The sequence below is a fragment of the Rathayibacter sp. AC182 genome (genome assembly GCF_979253875.1).
The window spans coordinates 1,976,297-1,991,958 of record NZ_CEEDEK010000005.1; the positions used below are offsets into that span (position 1 = coordinate 1,976,297).

Genomic DNA, 15,662 nt, shown 5'->3' on the forward strand with positions numbered 1-15,662 from the left:
GGAGCGGGCGCTGCTCGTGGGGCAGGGCCCGCTCCGTGTCCACTCGGTGTCGAGCCGAGACGGGGATCAGGCCCTGAGGCGGGTCACTCGCAGGCGACCCCGTCGCCGTCGCGGTCGAGCTTCCGGCTGTAGCCGGCGTCGCCGGTGCGGATCGGAGCGGCTCCCGCTGCGCGGACCGCGGTGCAGTTCTCGTAGTACGTCGAGGCGCCAGCGGGTGCGGGGACGGCGGCCGCGGGCGCGGCGGGCGCTGCGACGGGGGCGGGGACGACGACGGCCTGCGCGGCGGCGGATGCGGCGGCGGATTCGAGCTCGGCGATGCGCGTCTCGCGTTCGGTGATCGTGGTCGCGGAGGAGGACGCCTCCGCAGTGAGCGTGTCGATCCTCGACTGCAGACCAGTGGCGGAGGACGTGGCCGCGGCGAGGTCGGAGACGGCGGTCGCGAGTTCCTCCTGCTGCTCGGCGAGCGTGTCCTGCTGTTCGGCGAGCGTGTCCTGCGACGCGACCAGCTGCTCCGTAGCGGCGTCGAGCTGCTCCTGGATGCCGGCCTTGCCGGAGCCGGCGGCGCCGGTGCCGAGGAGCGAGCCGACGGTGAGAGCGCCGATCGAGGACCAGACCAGCGCCCAGAGGGGGACGGTACGGCGCTTCGTGTCCGCGGGGCGGCGCGCGGAAGACAGCGGCGGCGGCCATGAGGTGCTGTTCGTGCTGGTCGTCATGGCGGTGCCCCCGTGCAGTTCGTCGTCTGTCCCCGAGAAGTGGGGCCGACTCACGCTAGTTCGCGCCAGCGACGACGACAACACGGTTGTTGTGCCTAGTCGGTGACGCCACGACGGACCTCGCACCGGGGACCTCGCACCGGGGACGCGCACCGACCGGCGCCGGTCACTCCGCCGGGCGGTCCTCGAGCATCTGCTCCATCAGAGAGATCTCGGCCTCCTGCGCTTTCACGACGGAGGTGGCGAAGTCGGTCGCGACGCGGTCGCGGCTGCGCGAGAGCAGCGCCTCGGCCATGTCGATCGCCCCGCGGTGGTGCGCGATCATCAGCTGGAGGAACCGGCGGTCGAGGTCGCGGCCCGAGGCCGCGGTGAGCTCGGCGATCTGCTCGGGAGTGGCGAGGCCGGGCATGCTCGAGGGCACGACGCCCTGCTCCGTGCCCATGCCCATCGACGAGTGCTCGTCGGCGGCGCCCTCGAGCGTGGGGCGGCCCATCCAGGTCATCGACGGCTCGGGGGAGGCCTGCGGGAGCCCCCAGGAGACGAGCCAGCCGAACAGCTGGCCGGCCTGCTGCTGCTGAGTCAGCAGGATGTCCTTCGAGACGGTGAGGACCTCGGAGTCGGTGCTGCGCTCGTGAGCGATCAGGGCGAGCTCCGCGCCCTGGAGGTGGTGCACCTGCATGTCGCGCGCGAAGCCCGCCTCGGCACTCGTCGAGGACGGAGTCGAGTCGGGCGCGAAGGGCGCGAGGGCGCCGATCACGTAGCCGCCGGCCGCGCCCAGGAGGAGGGCGACGACGGCCACCGCGGCGACGAGGAGGCGGCCCCGGCCGCGGGGTGCGCCGGTGGATCCGCCCGTCACTGCTTGCCGGGGGCGTCGATGCCGCCCGTGCAGGGGGCTCCGGGCTCGGGGGCGGTGGACGCCTGCCAGAAGCGCTCGACGAACGCGTCGATGCGCGGGTCCTCGGGGAGTCGAGGGCGACCTGGGCGTCCCAGGCGCTGAGCACGATGGGCGACTCGAGGCCCTCGTAGGGCGAGACGACGGTGTAGGTGTCGGGAAGGGCGGCGATCAGCGCGTCGACGTCGGCCTGGGGGAGCGCGGGGTCGTAGGTCGCCCAGACGGCGCCGTGCTCGAGGTCGTGCACCGCGTTCTCGTTCGGGACGGGCTGGTCGTAGACGCCGCAGTTCATCCAGACGGCGTTGTGCGGGCCGCCCGCGGGGGAGTCTGCTCGTACTCGACCGCGCCGGTGACGTGATCGGCCTCGTTCTCGAAGGTCTGCAGCCCGTCGATGTTCCGCGCCTCGACGATCTGCTGGTTGCCGATGACCGTGACCGCGACGATGGCGCCGACGGCGAGGATCGCGAGCGACGTGAGCGTGATGATCCAGATGCGGCCGCTCCGCTTCTTGCGCTCCTGCTCGCGCTTGTAGGCCTCGACCTTCTCCTGGCGGGCGCGGTTCTTGGCGGACATCGTGTCTTTGGGCACGGCGGCGTTCTCTCGTTCCATCCGGGGGCGGTGGCGCCGTCGAGCGGCGCGGGCGCCCTGAGAGGCGCTCTCAGAGGATAACGAGACAGCCTCCGGATCGGATCAACGCGGCAGCGGGCCCTCAGCCTGCGAACGTCAGCCAGAGCAGCAGGCCGTTGAGCACGATGAGGAACACCGCGGCGAGGATCGCGCCCAGCGTGGTGAACCAGCGGTTGGCCTGATCGCCCATCAGCGCCTTGTCGCGCGTCAGCACCACCAGCGGCACGAGCGCGAACGGGATGCCGAACGACAGCACCACCTGGCTCAGCACGAGGGCGCGGGTCGGGTCGAAGCCGACGGCCAGCACGACGAGCGCCGGGATCAGCGTCACGAGCCTCCGCGTCACGAGCGGCACCCGCACGTGCAGCAGCCCGTGCATGATCTCGGCGCCGGCGTAGGCGCCGACCGAGGTCGAGGCGAGCCCGGAGGCGAGGAGCCCGACCGCGAACAGGGTCGCGATCACCGGTCCGAGCGCTGCCCCGATGGCGGCGTGCGCCCCCTCGAGGCTGTCGGTGCCGGCGACTCCGGCGAGCGAGTGCGCGGCGAGGAGGAGGATCGCGAGGTTCACGGTGCCGGCGATCGCGAGGGCGACGGTGACGTCGATCCGGGTCGCCGTGAGGATCCTCCGGCGGGCGCCGACCCCGTCGACACGGCCGAAGCGGTCGCGGGCGAGGGCGGAGTGGGCGTAGATGGCGTGCGGCATGACGGTCGCGCCGAGGATCGACGCGGCCAGCAGCACCGACTCCGATCCCTCGAAGCGCGGCACGAGCCCGGCGATCGCCGAGCCTGCGTCCGGCGGATCGACGACCACGCCGATCGTGAACCCGACGGCGATGACGATCATGAGCGCCGTGATGACGCGCTCGAAGGGGCGGGCACCTCCGCGGGTCTGGATGAGCAGGAGCGCGAGCGAGACCGCTCCGGTGAGCAGACCGCCCGCCAGCAGCGGCAGGCCGAAGAGCAGGTTCAGAGCGATCGCACCGCCGATGACCTCGGCCAGATCGGTCGCCATGGCGACGATCTCGGCCTGCACCCAGTAGGCGCGCCTGCCCCAGCGGCCGCGGAGCCGGTCGCCGAGCAGTTCGGGCAGGCTCCGGCCGGTCATCAGCCCGAGCTTCGCCGAGAGGTACTGGATGAGCCAGGCCATCAGGTTGCCCAGCACGACCACCCAGACGAGCAGGTAGCCGAAGCGGGCGCCCGCCGTCATATTGCTCGCGACATTGCCCGGATCGAGGTAGGCGACTCCGGCGACCATGGCCGGGCCGAGCAGGCGGAGGAGGCGGCCGTCGGCGGGACGCCGCGGAACGGCGGCGATCGGAGTGGTCATCGGGGTCCGTTCCGCACGTCGGGAGGGGCGTCTCGCGCGACCGCCGGCAGCGTCGCGGACCCCCACGATAGGGCACTGCGCAGGATCGCGGCAGAGGCGTCCCGCGGGCACGGTGGACGCGTTCGCGGGCTCCCGTCATACGTCCTGGACCGATTGCTACGCTTTTCCCATGACCCTCGATCGAGCCCTGCCAGCACGCCCGGACACCGGGATGGCCTACGCCGAATCGGTGCTGGACCTCATCGGGGACACCCCTCGTGAAGCTCGGCCCGGTCGCCTCCGGAGTGCAGGCCACCGTGCTCGTGAAGGTGGAGTACCTCAACCCCGGCGGATCCTCGAAGGACCGCATCGCCACGCGCATCATCGACGCGGCCGAGCGCGACGGGCTGCTGAAGCCCGGCGGCACGATCGTCGAGCCCACGAGCGGCAACACCGGCATCGGCCTGGCGCTCGTCGCGCAGCAGCGCGGCTACCGCTGCGTCTTCGTGCTGCCCGACAAGGTCGGCGAGGACAAGCGCAACGTGCTCACCGCGTACGGGGCCGAGATCGTCGTGACGCCCACGGCCGTCGCCCCCGAGGACCCCGACTCCTACTACCCGTCTCGGACCGCCTCGCCCGCGAGATCCCGGGGGCCTTCAAGCCGAACCAGTACGCGAACCTCAACGGGCCGCTCAGCCACTACGAGACCACGGGCCCCGAGATCTGGCGCGACACCGCCGGCCGCATCACGCACTTCGTCGCCGGAGTGGGCACGGGCGGCACGATCAGCGGCACCGGCCGCTACCTCAAGGAGGTCTCGGACGGACGCGTGCAGACCATCGGCGCCGACCCCGAGGGCTCGGTCTACTCCGGCGGCGGCGGGCGCCCCTACCTGACCGAGGGCGTGGGCGAGGACTTCTGGCCCAGCGCCTACGACCCGAGCGTCGTCGACCGCATCATCGCCTCCAGCGACGCCGAGTCGTTCGCGATGACCCGGCGGCTCGCCCGCGAGGAGGGCCTGCTCGTCGGCGGCTCCAGCGGGCTCGCCGTCTCCGTCGCGCTCAAGGCGGCGGCCGACCTCGGCCCCGACGACGTGGTCGTCGTGCTCCTCCCCGACGGTGGGCGCGGCTACCTCGGCAAGATCTTCAACGACCGCTGGATGCGCTCCTACGGGTTCCTCGAGCACCGCGAGGAGGACACCGTGCGCGACGTCCTGCGCGCCCGCGCCGCGAATCCGCAGACCGGCGAGCTGCCCGACCTGGTGCACGCGCACCCGAGCGACACCGTGCGCGACGCGATCGAGATCATGACCACCTACGGCGTCTCGCAGCTGCCGGTGCTCACGGCCGAGCCGCCCGTGGTGATGGGCGAGGTCGTCGGAGCGGTGGACGAGCGCGAGCTGCTCGACCGCGTCTTCAGCGGGGCCGCGTCGATGACCGACCCGCTCGGCCCCTCCGCCGGAGCCCCGCTGGCCCTCATCGGGCTCGGCGAGAGCGTCTCGGCGGCCCGCGCGGCGCTCACCGAGAACAACGCGCTGCTCGTCACCGACGAGGGCAAGCCGGTCGCCGTCATCACGCGGCAGGACCTGCTGTCGTTCGCGACCGGGTAGCCGGCGCACCCTCCCTCCCGACTCCGCACCTCCTCCTCGATCCGGAAAGCACGCTCATGCCCAAGAAGCAGCACTTCGACACCCGCGCCATCCACGCCGGACAGGAGTTCGACCCCACCACGGGCGCCGTCGTCCCGCCGGTCTACATGACCTCGACCTTCGTCCAGGACGGCATCGGAGGGTTCCGCGGCGGCTACGAGTACGCCCGGTCGGCGAACCCGACCCGCGACTCCCTGCAGGAGCTGATCGCGTCGATCGAGGGCGCCGACGTCGCCTACTCCTTCTCCTCGGGACTCGCGGCCGAGGACACCCTGATCCGCGCGGCGCTGGCTCCGGGCGACCACATCGTGCTGGGCAACGACGCGTACGGCGGCAGCCACCGGCTGATCGACCGGGTGCACGCGGCGTGGGGCATCCGCAACACCGCGGTCGACATGTCGAACCTGCGCGAGGTGCAGCGGGCGATCGTCCCGGGCGAGACCAAGATGCTGTGGGTCGAGACCCCGTCGAACCCGCTGATGACCATCAGCGACATCGCCGAGCTGGCCGATCTGGCCCACGCGCACGACCTGATCGTGGTCGTGGACAACACCTTCGCCTCGTCGGCGCTGCAGCAGCCGCTGGCCCTCGGTGCCGACGTGGTCGTGCACTCGACGACGAAGTACCTCGGCGGGCACTCCGACGTGGTGGGCGGCGCGCTGGCGCTGCGCTCCGGTCCGCTGGCCGAGAAGGTCGCGTTCCTGCAGTTCGCGGTCGGAGCGATCTCGAGCCCGATGGACGCGTGGCTCACGGTCCGCGGCATCAAGACGCTCGCGGTGCGCATGGAGCGGCACTCGAAGAACGCCCAGGCGGTCGCCGAGTTCCTGGCCGAGCACTCGGCCGTCACGGCGGTGCACTACCCCGGCCTGCCGACGCACCCGGCCACGAGCTGGCGAAGCGCCAGATGTCGGGCTTCGGCGGCATGCTGTCGGTCGAGCTCGCGACGCCGCGCGCCGCGCGCAAGTTCGCGGAGTCGACGAAGCTGTTCCAGCTCGCCGAGTCGCTCGGCGGGGTGGAGTCGCTGATCGGCTACCCCAGCGAGATGACGCACGCGTCGGTCAAGGGCACGCCGCTCGAGGTCTCGGAGTCGCTCGTGCGCCTCTCCGTGGGCATCGAGGACGCGAGCGACCTGATCGCCGACCTGTCGGCGGCGCTGCCCAAGCGCTGAGCGAGGCGGGCGGCGCCCGGCTCGATCTCCGGCTCGTGGGATCCGGTTCGGCTCGCAGGAACCGGCGGATTCCACGAGCCGGACGTGGTTTCGCGAGCCGGAGGTCGACGCCCGGGCCGCTCTGACCTGAACGGCGGCCTACTTGGCAGGATCTCGTGCGACAGCGCGATCCTGCCACTGCGAGGATCGCCGCATGATCTCCTCCGCACGCCGCCTCGTCGACCTCAGCCACACCGTCTCGGACGGCCTCGTGACCTACCCGGGGCTGCCCGCCCCGCGGATCCGGCCGCACCTCACCCGCGAGGCGTCGCGCGCCTCCTACGCCCCCGGCACCGAGTTCGCGCTGGACGTGATCGAGATGATCGGCAACACCGGCACGTACCTCGACAGCCCCTTCCACCGCTACGAGGGCGGGACCGATCTGGCCGGGCTCGATCTGGCGACGCTCGTCGACCTGCCGGCCGTCGTCGTCACGGCACGGGGCGACCGTGCGATCGGACCGGAGGCGTTCGACGGCCTCGACGTCCGCGGTGCGGCCGTGCTGCTCTCGACGGGGTGGGACGCGCTGTTCGGCGAGCCCGGGTACGCGAGCGACGCGCCCTTCCTCACGGAGGAGGGCGCCCGGGTGCTCGTCGCGGGCGGCGCCGTGCTCGTCGGCATCGACTCGCTGAACATCGACGACACGCAGGGCACGGGCTCCCGTCCCGCGCACTCGCTCCTCCTGGGGGCGGGGTGCACGTCGTCGAGCACCTGACCGGGTTGTCCGAGCTGCCCCCGTCCGGAGCGCGCTTCACCGCGGTGCCCCCGAAGGTCAGCGGATTCGGGACCTTCCCCGTGCGCGCGTTCGCCGTGGTCGACGCCCCTAGCGGCCGCGGGGGCCGGGAGCCGTCTGGTTATCCTGGAACGATGCACCCCGCCCTCGCCGCGCTCGGCCGCCGTGTCCGGCCCCGCACCCGGCTCGCCGCTCTCGGCCGCCGGGTCCGCCCGCGGACGCGACTGCTGGCGCTCGCGCGCGCGGCCGGGTCCTCGCCGCAGCGGCTCCGCGAGCGCCGGGCGGCGGCCGTGGCGGCCCGTCCGATCGACCACCCCTCCTCGCTCGCGTTCCGCCGCGAGCTGCTCGGTCTGGAGCTCGCGAACTGCTTCTCGCACCGCCCGGCCGTCGACAGCGGGAGCGACGTCGTGGTCACGATGACGACGCACGGCGAGCGCATCCGGCGCGTGCACGTGGCCCTGGAGTCGATCGCCCGCGGCGACGCCCGCCCGGCGCGGCTGGTGCTGTGGCTCGACGACCCGGCCCTCGCCGCCGACCTCCCGCGGCCGCTGCGACGACTGGCAGCGGCGCGGCCTCGAGGTGCGGCTGGTCGAGAGCGGCTACCGGGTGCACACGAAGTACTACCCGCACCTGCTGTCGGGACGGGCGGGCGAGCGCGACCTCGTCACCTCGGACGACGACATCGTCTACCCGCGCCGGTGGCTCCGGGGCCTGGTCGACGCCCGCTCCCGCTACCCGCGAGAGACGGTGCTCTGCTACCGGGCCCACCGCGTCGCAGTGGTCGACGGCGCCGTCGCCCCGTACACGAGCTGGCGGCCGGTCGCCGACACCCGGGCGCGCTTCGACGTCTTCGGCACCTCCGTGTCGGGTCAGCTGTTCCCGCGCACCCTGATGGAGGAGGTGGCCCGCCACGGCGACGCCTTCCGCGAGGTCGCTCCCGACGCCGACGACATCTGGCTGCACGTGCGCGCGGTCGACGCGGGCCATCGCATCGCCCAGATCGAGCCGACCGCCCAGCTCTTCCCCTTCGTCCCCCGCACCCAGCAGACCGGCCTCTACCTCGTGAATTACTGGGACGGCGGCAACGACCGCCAGGCCGCGGCGAGCTACACGCCCGAGGTCACGGCTCGGATCGCCGGGGCGACTCCCGATCGGCAGGATCCGACCGCATGATGCGCCTCCTCTTCGTCAGCAACCTCTACCCGCCGCAGGTGCTCGGCGGCTACGAGATGACCTGCGCGCGGGTGGCGGAGGCGATGGCTGCGCGCGGCCACTCCGTGCGGGTGCTGACCACGCCGACCTACCTGCCTCCCGAGCCCTCGCCCGTCGAGGTGCACCGCACGCTGGGCCTGCGCACCTACTTCCCGCTGCCGCGGACCGGCGGCGAGATCGCCCAGCTGATGCACCACGAGAGCGCGGTGTCGCGCTTCGAGAACACGCGGATCATGCTCGAGGAGCTGCGCGACTTCGCCCCGACGCACGTCGTCGCCTTCAACCTCGTCGGCCTCGGCGGTCTCGCGCTGATCGATCTGCTGCGCACCGTCGACGCGGCCTGGATGTGGAACCTGGGCGACCGGGTCCCGAACCAGCTCGTCGACGGGCTCCCCGAGCCCGTGCTCGCCGTCTACGGAGCGGACGCCCCCGATCACTTCGCCCGCGGCGAGATCGTGGCGGTCAGCTCCGCCTCGTCGAGTCGATCGAAGCGGGTGGCCGTCTGCTGGGCGACGTCGAGATCATCGGCCGCGGGGTGAGCACGCCGCCCGACTCCGACGCCCCGCGGAGCTACCGCGACGGGGAGTGACCCGCTTCACGTTCGCCGCCTCGCTCGGCGAGCACAAGGGCGTCGACCTCGTGCTCGAGGCGGCCGCGGCCTCGCGGGCGAGACGCGCGACTTCCGCGTCGACCTGTACGGCGACGGCAACGCGGCGGGCTACCGGGAGCGGGCGCTCGCCGCGGGCCTGGACGGCATCGTCGAGTTCCACGGCGCCCGCCCGCGCGAGGAGGTGCTCGCCGCTCATGAGCGAGCGGACGCGTTCCTCTTCCCGACCTGGTCGGGCGAGGCGTTCGGAGTCGCCCCGGTCGAGGCGGCGGCGGCGGGCTGCGTGCCGATCGTGACCGCGACGAGCGGGGTGGCCGAGTTCCTCATCGACGGTGTCGACTGCGTGAAGATCCCGCGCACCGCCGCGGCGCTGCTCGACGCGATGCGCGACGTGGTCTCGGGGAGACCGATCTGGAGGCGCTCGGGCGCCGGGGACGCGCCGCGGCCCGCGGCCCGCTCTCGTTCGACCGGTCGATCGAGCTGATCGAGCGCTCGCTCGAGCGGCGGTCGCGACCGGGCGATCTCTCGGAGCGCACCGCCGACACCGGCCTGGAGGCCGACATCATGGACAAGGACCGCCGGGCGATGGATCTGCTCCACCGCCGGCTCTCCGGACGGGAGCACGACGATGACCACTGAGGACCAGTACCGGGACGCACCCGGCTCCGTGCCGACGAAGCTCGGCCGCGGCGGGCTGGCGCTGCGGGAGGCGGTGCACCGCCTGGTCGCGCCGTACTTCGAGCAGGCGCGCCTGCGCACCGAGGAGGTGGGCGCCGAGACCGCCGCTCTGCGCGACGAGCTGGCGGCGGTCCGCGCCGGGCTCGCGGCGCTGCACGCCGACACGACCGCGCTGCGGGAGGCGACGGAGGAGCTCCGCACCGCGCTCGCCGAGACGACCGCCTCGGCGGCGGAGGAGTCGGCGCACCGCCTGCGCGAGTCCGAGCACCGAGCGGACGGTGCCGAGGAGCGCCTCCGCGGCGTCGAGCTCGAGCTGCGCGCGCTGACGCGGCGGATGGCCGACGTGGTCGACAGCGGGCTCTGACGCCTCCGATCGTCGGGCGCCGGACGCTCCGCGCCAGACGATCCGGCCATACTTATATGTGGTTCCCTCGTCTCGATCGACAACGATCCATCGAGAGAGGCCGGACAATGGCACGACGAATCCCTTCAGAACTCCCCGCACGCCGGCGTAGCGAGGGAGGAGGGGCTCTCGCGGTCGCCGCGGCATCGGCGCTCGCGGCGGTCGCGATCGTGATCGGCGGTGCCGCTCCCGCGGAGGCCTCTCAGACCCTGTACTGCCCCGATGGCCAGTACTGCGCGTGGGAGGACGATCTGCGCCAGGGGCACATCTTCAACCACGTGGCGACTCTGGGCTACGTGGGCGACGGCTGGAACGACCGCTTCTCATCGCTTCAGAACCGCGGCAGGGACGTGGTCGTCTTCTACGAGCACGACTACGGAGCAGGCGACGGGCGCGTCGTCGGCCGCGGGGAGGTGGCGAAGCAGCTCCAGTTCGAGTGGACAGAGCAGGGGCGCCTCTGGAACGACCGCATCACCAGCGTGACGGCGTACTGATCCGTGGTGAAGGCAGTGCAGGTCCTGGCGGCGACGGTCGCGGCGGCCGGCGTCCTCGTCGTCAGCGGGTGCGTCGCCGGGCCGGATTCCGAGGAGGAGAGACCACCCGCCGTCGAGATCGTGCCGAACGCCGCCGTACTCGACGAAGCCTCCGGGACGATGCTCGGGCCGCTCGACGCCTACGGCCTCGATCCGCGGGAGCGCCGGCTGCTCGACCGCGCCTCCGATCTGCTGATCGAGGACTGCGTGCACCGCTCGGGTCGGGAGCTCACCCTCATCGACGTCCTCCAGTACCCGCCGTCGACCCAGTGGTCGCTGAACTACTTCGGCCCCTGGACGACCGAGCGAGCGGCGCGGACCGGGCTCGCCCCGCCGGCCGACGAGCGGGCCGAGGCTCGCCGAGCGGAGGACGAGGCCATGCCGGCCGACACCTACGCGGCGATCATGGACTGTCTGGACCCCGAGGCGATGACCGAGGAGGCGGCGGTGCTCGAGCAACGGGGCCCGGAGGAGTCGCTCGTCGAGCGCGGCCGCTCGTCGAGCTTCAGCTGGGCGAGCGAGGACGCGGTCTGGCAGGAGGCGCTCGGGCGCCTGCAGGGGTGCATGGGCGACCGCGGCTACGTCTACGACGCGTCGCGGAGCCCCTACCTCCCGACGATCACAGGCGAGCCGGACGGCGAGGCGGGGATCCGGGCGGCGCTCGATCACGTCGAGTGCCTGGGGGAGACGGGCGCCGCTCAGACGTTCGTCGACGTGGTCGCGGCGTACCAGGTCGCGTTCATCACCGAGAACGAGGGAGCCCTGGCGGCGGAGGAGAAGGAGACCCGGGAGCGCGTCGCGCTCGCCGAGAGGGTGATCAGTGAGCACTGACGCTCCCCGGCTCCGCCTCGGCCCGCGCCCCTCGGTGGTGGTCGTCGTGGTCGCCGTGGTGCTCGGCGCGATGGCCGCGGCGTTCCTCGCGGGGCTCGCCCTCCGCGAGCCCGACGCCGCCGCCTACGACAACGGCCTCCGCTCGCTCACGACCACCGGTGTCGTCGAGACTCGGACGATGCCCGTGCCGACGGCCCTCGGCACCGTCGGGGAGGCGCGTCGGTCGAGGTGCGCGGATCGGCTCCGGCGGGAGCCGCGTCGGCGCAGATCACCGCCGCTCCGCTCGGTCCGGGCGCCGCGGTCGTCGACGGGGCGCTCCTGTTCGCCGTGGCCGAGGCCCCGGTGTTCGCTCTTGCGCTCGACGGACCGCACTACCGGGACCTCGTCCGCGGCGACGAGGGGGCGGACGTTCTCGCCCTGAACGGCGCGCTCTTCCGGCTCGGGTACGCGGCCGATCCCGAGGAGGACGCGTTCGACGGCGACACCGCGGCCTCGCTCGCCGCGTTCTACGACGACCGCGGCTACCGCGCCCCGCGCGGCCCGGACGTCGTCGCCGCACCGGTCGCCGTCACTCCGAGCACGGCGACTCCGAGCACCGCGACTCCGAGCACCGCCCCTCCGCTGCCGGCGGTCGCGTCGCCCGGCGCCCGAGGAGGTCGGCTGCCGTTCGCCGACGTCGTCGACCTCGATCGCAGCGACTTCACGGTCGGCACTGCACCGACCCTGTACTCGGTGGTCCCGTCCGAGGGAGCGGTGATGACCTGGACCGTGCCGATCGACCGGGTCGTCGCCCGCGTGGATGCGGCGACCGTCGACTCCCTGGCGACGGGCTCGGCAGTGACGATCGTCCAGCCGGCCTCCGGTGCGCGCGTCGCCGGTGTGCTCGAGAGCGTCGGCCCCTTCGCCCCGGCCGTGGACGACGCGCCGCCGGGCTACGACGTCACGGTGCTCGTCGCCGAGGGCGACCGCGCGGCCCTCGCTGCGGGCTCCTCCGTGTCGCTGACCTTCGGCGAGCGGGGCGCCGAGCGGATCGGAGTGCCGGCGACGGCGCTGCGGCAGGACGGCGCCACCACCTTCGTCCTCGTCCAGGAGGTCGGCGAGCCGAGGCGGGTCGACGTCGACGTCCGTGCTCTGGCCGACGGCTGGGCGCTGCTCGACGGCGAGCCGGCACTCGCTGTCGGCGACACCGTCGTGATCGGCTGACGCGGTGCCGGTTCTGCAGTGCCTCGCCTCGAGCGCCGCTTCGACGCCGAGAACCACCCCCTGCGCGGCGTCGACCTGACCGTGGAGGCGGGCGAGTTCGTCGCGATCACGGGCCCGTCCGGCTCGGGCAAGTCGACGCTCCTGAGCGTCCTCGGACTCCTCGACACCCCCGATGCGGGAGCGGTGCTCGTCGACGGCATCGACACCGCGGCGATGAGCGGACGGCGGCTCGACGCGCTGCGCGGAGAGCGGTACGGCTTCGTCTTCCAGGACCCGCACCTGCTGCCCGGCCGGACGGCAGCGCAGAACGTCGCATTGAACACCACCGGGCTGGACCCGCAGGATCGGAGCGATCGCATCCTCCGGGTCCTCGGCGAGGTCGGCCTCGCGCACAAGGCGCTCACCCGCGTCGAGCTGCTCTCGGGAGGGGAGCGCCAGCGCGTCGCCCTCGCTCGCGCCCTCGTGCACCGACCGAGCGTCCTGCTCCTCGACGAGCCGACCGGCAGCCTCGACGAGGAGACGGGCGACGGGATCGTCGGGGTCCTCGAGTCGCTCCGGAACGGCGGGATGGCGCTCGTCGTCGTGACGCACGACTCGCGACTCGCCGCCCGTGCGGATCGGCACCTCTCGATGCGGCGCGGACGCCCGAGGGGCCGACTGCCCCGATGCCTGCGGCGGTCCCGATCCCTGCGGCGGTCCCGATCCCTGCGCCGCCGCCGCGGGCGCGGCGCCGCCCGGCCGCGCTCCTGTCGGACGCGGTGCTCGGCCTCCTGGCGAGGCCCTCCCGCGCGCTGATCGCCGTGGCCGTCGTGGCGATCGGCGCCGGAGGACTGGTGGCCGCCGACGCCCTCACGGTGACGGCAGCGCGCCAGGTCGACGAGTCGGTCCGCAGTGCGGCCGGCGCCCTGGTGCGGATCACTCCGACCTCCGCCGACCGCGACGTCACCGAGGCCGATGCCGAGCGCCTCTCCGCGCTCGACGGCGTCCTGCACGTCGGGCTGCGCTGGGACGTCTCGGACCTGCGGGCACCGGTGACCCGTGCGCCCGCCGCCGTCCTCGACACCTCGGGGGACTCCGTGCCGGTGGTCGCCCTCGGAGGCGACGCGGTCGCGGCGCTCGGCCTCGTCACGGCGCCGGCCTCGGTGGGCGCACTGCTCGCGGCTCCGGCGCCGGTGGCCGACTCGATCGCGCTCGTCGGTCCCGAGGCGGCCGAGCGGCTCGGAGTCGTCCCCGGCGCCGACGGAGCGACGGTCTCGATCGGCGGCTCGTCCCTCAGCGTCGTCGGCACGATCACCGGGGCGGGTCCGGCGGCGGCCGATCTGACGCGCGCGATCGTCCTCTCCCCGGGTGCGGCGGCCCGCGTCTCGAAGGGCTCGACCTCGGGCGTGCTGCTGGCGACGACCGAGCCCGGACTCGCCCGGCCCGTGGCCGACATCGCGCCGACCGCACTCGATCCGGCCGCTCCCTCCGCCTTCGCCGCCGAGACGACCGCCGATCTCGCGGGGCTGCGCAGCCGCATCACCGCGCAGCTCGAGCAGCTGGTGCGCTCCACCGGGGCGGTGCTGCTGGTGCTCGCGATCGCCGGAGCCTTCGCCTCGGCCTGGAGCGCGGTGGCCGCTCGACGGTCCGAGATCGGCTTGCGTCGCGCGCTCGGCGCGTCCCGGGCCGGCATCGGTGCGCTCTTCGTGCTCGAGAGCGCGCTCACCGGCCTCGTCGGCGGGGGCCTCGGCACGGCACTGGGGATCGGAGTGGTGCTGGCCGCCTCCGCGGGTCAGGGCTGGACGCCGGTGCTCGCGGTCGGCGTGCTCGCGCAGGGCCCGCTGCTCGGCGCGCTCGTCGGCGGAGCGGCCGCCCTGATCCCCGCGCGGCGCTCGGCGGCCGTCGAACCGGCACGCGAGCTGCGGAGGTGAGCGTTCGCGACCTCCCTGAGGGGACCTTGCGGTCGGCTGAGCGAACCCGGATGATCGCCGTGAGCGGCCGATCTGCGCCGCAGCGACATCAGCACCATCCGGGGGAAGCACGTGGATTCACGCGCGCGCACTGTCACCGGCGGCCTGGGGGCCGCCGTCGTCCTGTCCATCGGCGCAGCGGGGGTGCTCCTCGGAGCAGGGCCCGCTGCGGCCGCCGAGAACGACGGGATCCCCGCCAACGGCGGCACCGTGCAGCTCGATTTCGGCCCGGAGTGGGCGGGCTGGACCGCCGTCGCCGGTTTCCAGGTGCCCGGGTCAGGCGGGTCGATCAGCTGGACGACGGGGTCCTCGACACCGACGGCACGGGGGCCGTCACGACCTACGCCGGTCCGGTCGACATCTACCTGACGAACCCCAGCAACCCGCGGGACGACCCGCCCGCCGACGTGTACGAGGTGTTCGCCTACCGCGGCGAGACCGTGAGCTGGACGATCGACGCCGCCACCTATGAGGAGACGCTCGTCGGCGAGGCGCCGACGCCGGACGTGCCGAGTCTCGACACCCTCGAGAACGGCGGCCTGATCGCCGTCGGCGAGTACGACCTCGCGCCCGCGCAGTACGAGACGGGGGTCGCCTTCGACCTCACCGTCAGCGGACTGCAGTTCAGCGACGAGACGCCGGGCGACCTCGACGGCCTCGAGGTGACGAGCTACCTCTACTCCGAGCCGAAGGAGATCGGCACGTCCGTCGTCGCGGGCGGCGCCTACACGCAGACGATCCCCGCGGAGTTCACGACCGAGCCGCACACCTACGCCTCGTTCGACGAGTACGGACGTCTCATCGCCGCCGCGACGCTCGACGGCGGTGCCTCCAGCGAGGGCCCGGCCGCGACTCCGGCGCCGACCGCCACGGCGGCTCCCGTCGCCCCGTCGACTCCCGCAGCGGTGACGACGTCCGGGAGGACCGGACGCGGCACGCTCGCGAGCACCGGCGTCGAGACCGCAGGGCTCGCCGCCGGCGGTGCCGCGCTGCTCCTCGCCGGAGCCGTCTCGCTCGTCGCCGTGACGCGTCGCGCCTCGCGCGCCTGATCCGCGCGCGTTCTCGAAGGGGAGGCCGGGCATCCGCCCGGCCTCCCCTTCTCTGCCGTGGGCGAGGACCG

At 73.5% G+C, this 15,662-nt stretch carries 14 protein-coding genes and 4 pseudogenes; 13 read left to right on the forward strand and 5 right to left on the reverse strand.

Features of this window, described 5'->3' with window-relative positions; genetic code table 11:
• Positions 1 to 83 precede the first annotated feature (83 nt).
• The 5 genes and pseudogenes from AC0CII_RS22450 to AC0CII_RS22470 all read right to left on the reverse strand — a co-directional run bounded on the left by AC0CII_RS22450 (position 84) and on the right by AC0CII_RS22470 (position 3,559).
• Entirely contained in the window at positions 84 to 713 is a 630-nt protein-coding gene (locus AC0CII_RS22450; protein WP_465226393.1) for an excalibur calcium-binding domain-containing protein, read from the reverse strand.
• 166 nt (positions 714 to 879) lie between these two features.
• Positions 880 to 1,569 carry a DUF305 domain-containing protein gene (locus AC0CII_RS22455; protein ID WP_465226392.1) on the reverse strand — a complete coding sequence of 230 codons (690 nt, stop codon included), beginning with the start codon at positions 1,567 to 1,569 and terminating at the stop codon, positions 880 to 882.
• Between the two features lie 157 nt (positions 1,570 to 1,726).
• A pseudogene (locus tag AC0CII_RS22460) lies at positions 1,727 to 1,897 on the reverse strand (DUF3105 domain-containing protein); the annotation flags it as partial.
• Positions 1,894 to 2,193: a hypothetical protein gene (locus AC0CII_RS22465; RefSeq protein WP_465226390.1), complete on the reverse strand. Its 300-nt coding sequence runs from the start codon at positions 2,191 to 2,193 to the stop codon at positions 1,894 to 1,896. The gene AC0CII_RS22465 and the pseudogene AC0CII_RS22460, both read right to left, overlap by 4 nt.
• 121 nt (positions 2,194 to 2,314) lie before the next feature.
• Complete coding sequence (locus AC0CII_RS22470; RefSeq protein ID WP_207407243.1) at positions 2,315 to 3,559, reverse strand: Nramp family divalent metal transporter; 1,245 nt, start codon at positions 3,557 to 3,559, stop codon at positions 2,315 to 2,317.
• Between the two features lie 211 nt (positions 3,560 to 3,770).
• Between AC0CII_RS22470 and AC0CII_RS22475 the strand changes: the two are divergent.
• The 13 genes and pseudogenes from AC0CII_RS22475 to AC0CII_RS22535 all read left to right on the forward strand — a co-directional run bounded on the left by AC0CII_RS22475 (position 3,771) and on the right by AC0CII_RS22535 (position 15,591).
• Positions 3,771 to 5,147: pseudogene (locus AC0CII_RS22475) on the forward strand (cystathionine beta-synthase).
• Positions 5,148 to 5,203: 56 nt separating this feature from the next.
• Positions 5,204 to 6,354, forward strand: a pseudogene (locus AC0CII_RS22480) (cystathionine gamma-synthase).
• Positions 6,355 to 6,547: 193 nt separating this feature from the next.
• Entirely contained in the window at positions 6,548 to 7,108 is a 561-nt protein-coding gene (locus AC0CII_RS22485) for a cyclase family protein (protein WP_465230685.1), read from the forward strand.
• Positions 7,109 to 7,705: 597 nt separating this feature from the next.
• Positions 7,706 to 8,299, forward strand: coding sequence for a hypothetical protein (locus AC0CII_RS22490; protein ID WP_465230686.1), 594 nt, complete (start codon positions 7,706 to 7,708; stop codon positions 8,297 to 8,299).
• The gene (locus AC0CII_RS22495; RefSeq protein ID WP_465230687.1) at positions 8,296 to 8,877 is read left to right on the forward strand and encodes a glycosyltransferase; all 582 of its coding nucleotides are present in this window, start codon (positions 8,296 to 8,298) and stop codon (positions 8,875 to 8,877) included. The genes AC0CII_RS22490 and AC0CII_RS22495 overlap by 4 nt, the downstream gene beginning before the upstream one ends.
• A 147-nt stretch (positions 8,878 to 9,024) precedes the next feature.
• Positions 9,025 to 9,429, forward strand: a pseudogene (locus AC0CII_RS22500) (glycosyltransferase); the annotation flags it as partial.
• A 144-nt stretch (positions 9,430 to 9,573) separates the two neighbouring features.
• A complete protein-coding gene (locus AC0CII_RS22505) occupies positions 9,574 to 9,987 on the forward strand; it encodes a hypothetical protein (RefSeq protein WP_465226385.1) in 414 nt (137 codons plus the stop codon).
• Positions 9,988 to 10,094: 107 nt separating this feature from the next.
• The gene (locus AC0CII_RS22510; protein WP_465226384.1) at positions 10,095 to 10,520 is read left to right on the forward strand and encodes a peptidase inhibitor family I36 protein; all 426 of its coding nucleotides are present in this window, start codon (positions 10,095 to 10,097) and stop codon (positions 10,518 to 10,520) included.
• Between the two features lie 15 nt (positions 10,521 to 10,535).
• Positions 10,536 to 11,390: a hypothetical protein gene (locus AC0CII_RS22515; protein ID WP_465230688.1), complete on the forward strand. Its 855-nt coding sequence runs from the start codon at positions 10,536 to 10,538 to the stop codon at positions 11,388 to 11,390.
• A gap of 228 nt (positions 11,391 to 11,618) precedes the next feature.
• Positions 11,619 to 12,593: an efflux RND transporter periplasmic adaptor subunit gene (locus tag AC0CII_RS22520; RefSeq protein ID WP_465230689.1), complete on the forward strand. Its 975-nt coding sequence runs from the start codon at positions 11,619 to 11,621 to the stop codon at positions 12,591 to 12,593.
• A gap of 18 nt (positions 12,594 to 12,611) precedes the next feature.
• Positions 12,612 to 13,388 (forward strand): ABC transporter ATP-binding protein, encoded by a 777-nt coding sequence (locus tag AC0CII_RS22525; protein WP_465230690.1) that lies wholly within the window; start codon positions 12,612 to 12,614, stop codon positions 13,386 to 13,388.
• Positions 13,352 to 14,503: an ABC transporter permease gene (locus AC0CII_RS22530; RefSeq protein ID WP_465230691.1), complete on the forward strand. Its 1,152-nt coding sequence runs from the start codon at positions 13,352 to 13,354 to the stop codon at positions 14,501 to 14,503. Before AC0CII_RS22525 ends, AC0CII_RS22530 begins: the two co-directional genes overlap by 37 nt.
• A gap of 50 nt (positions 14,504 to 14,553) precedes the next feature.
• The gene (locus AC0CII_RS22535) at positions 14,554 to 15,591 is read left to right on the forward strand and encodes a hypothetical protein (protein ID WP_465230692.1); all 1,038 of its coding nucleotides are present in this window, start codon (positions 14,554 to 14,556) and stop codon (positions 15,589 to 15,591) included.
• Positions 15,592 to 15,662: the final 71 nt, after the last annotated feature.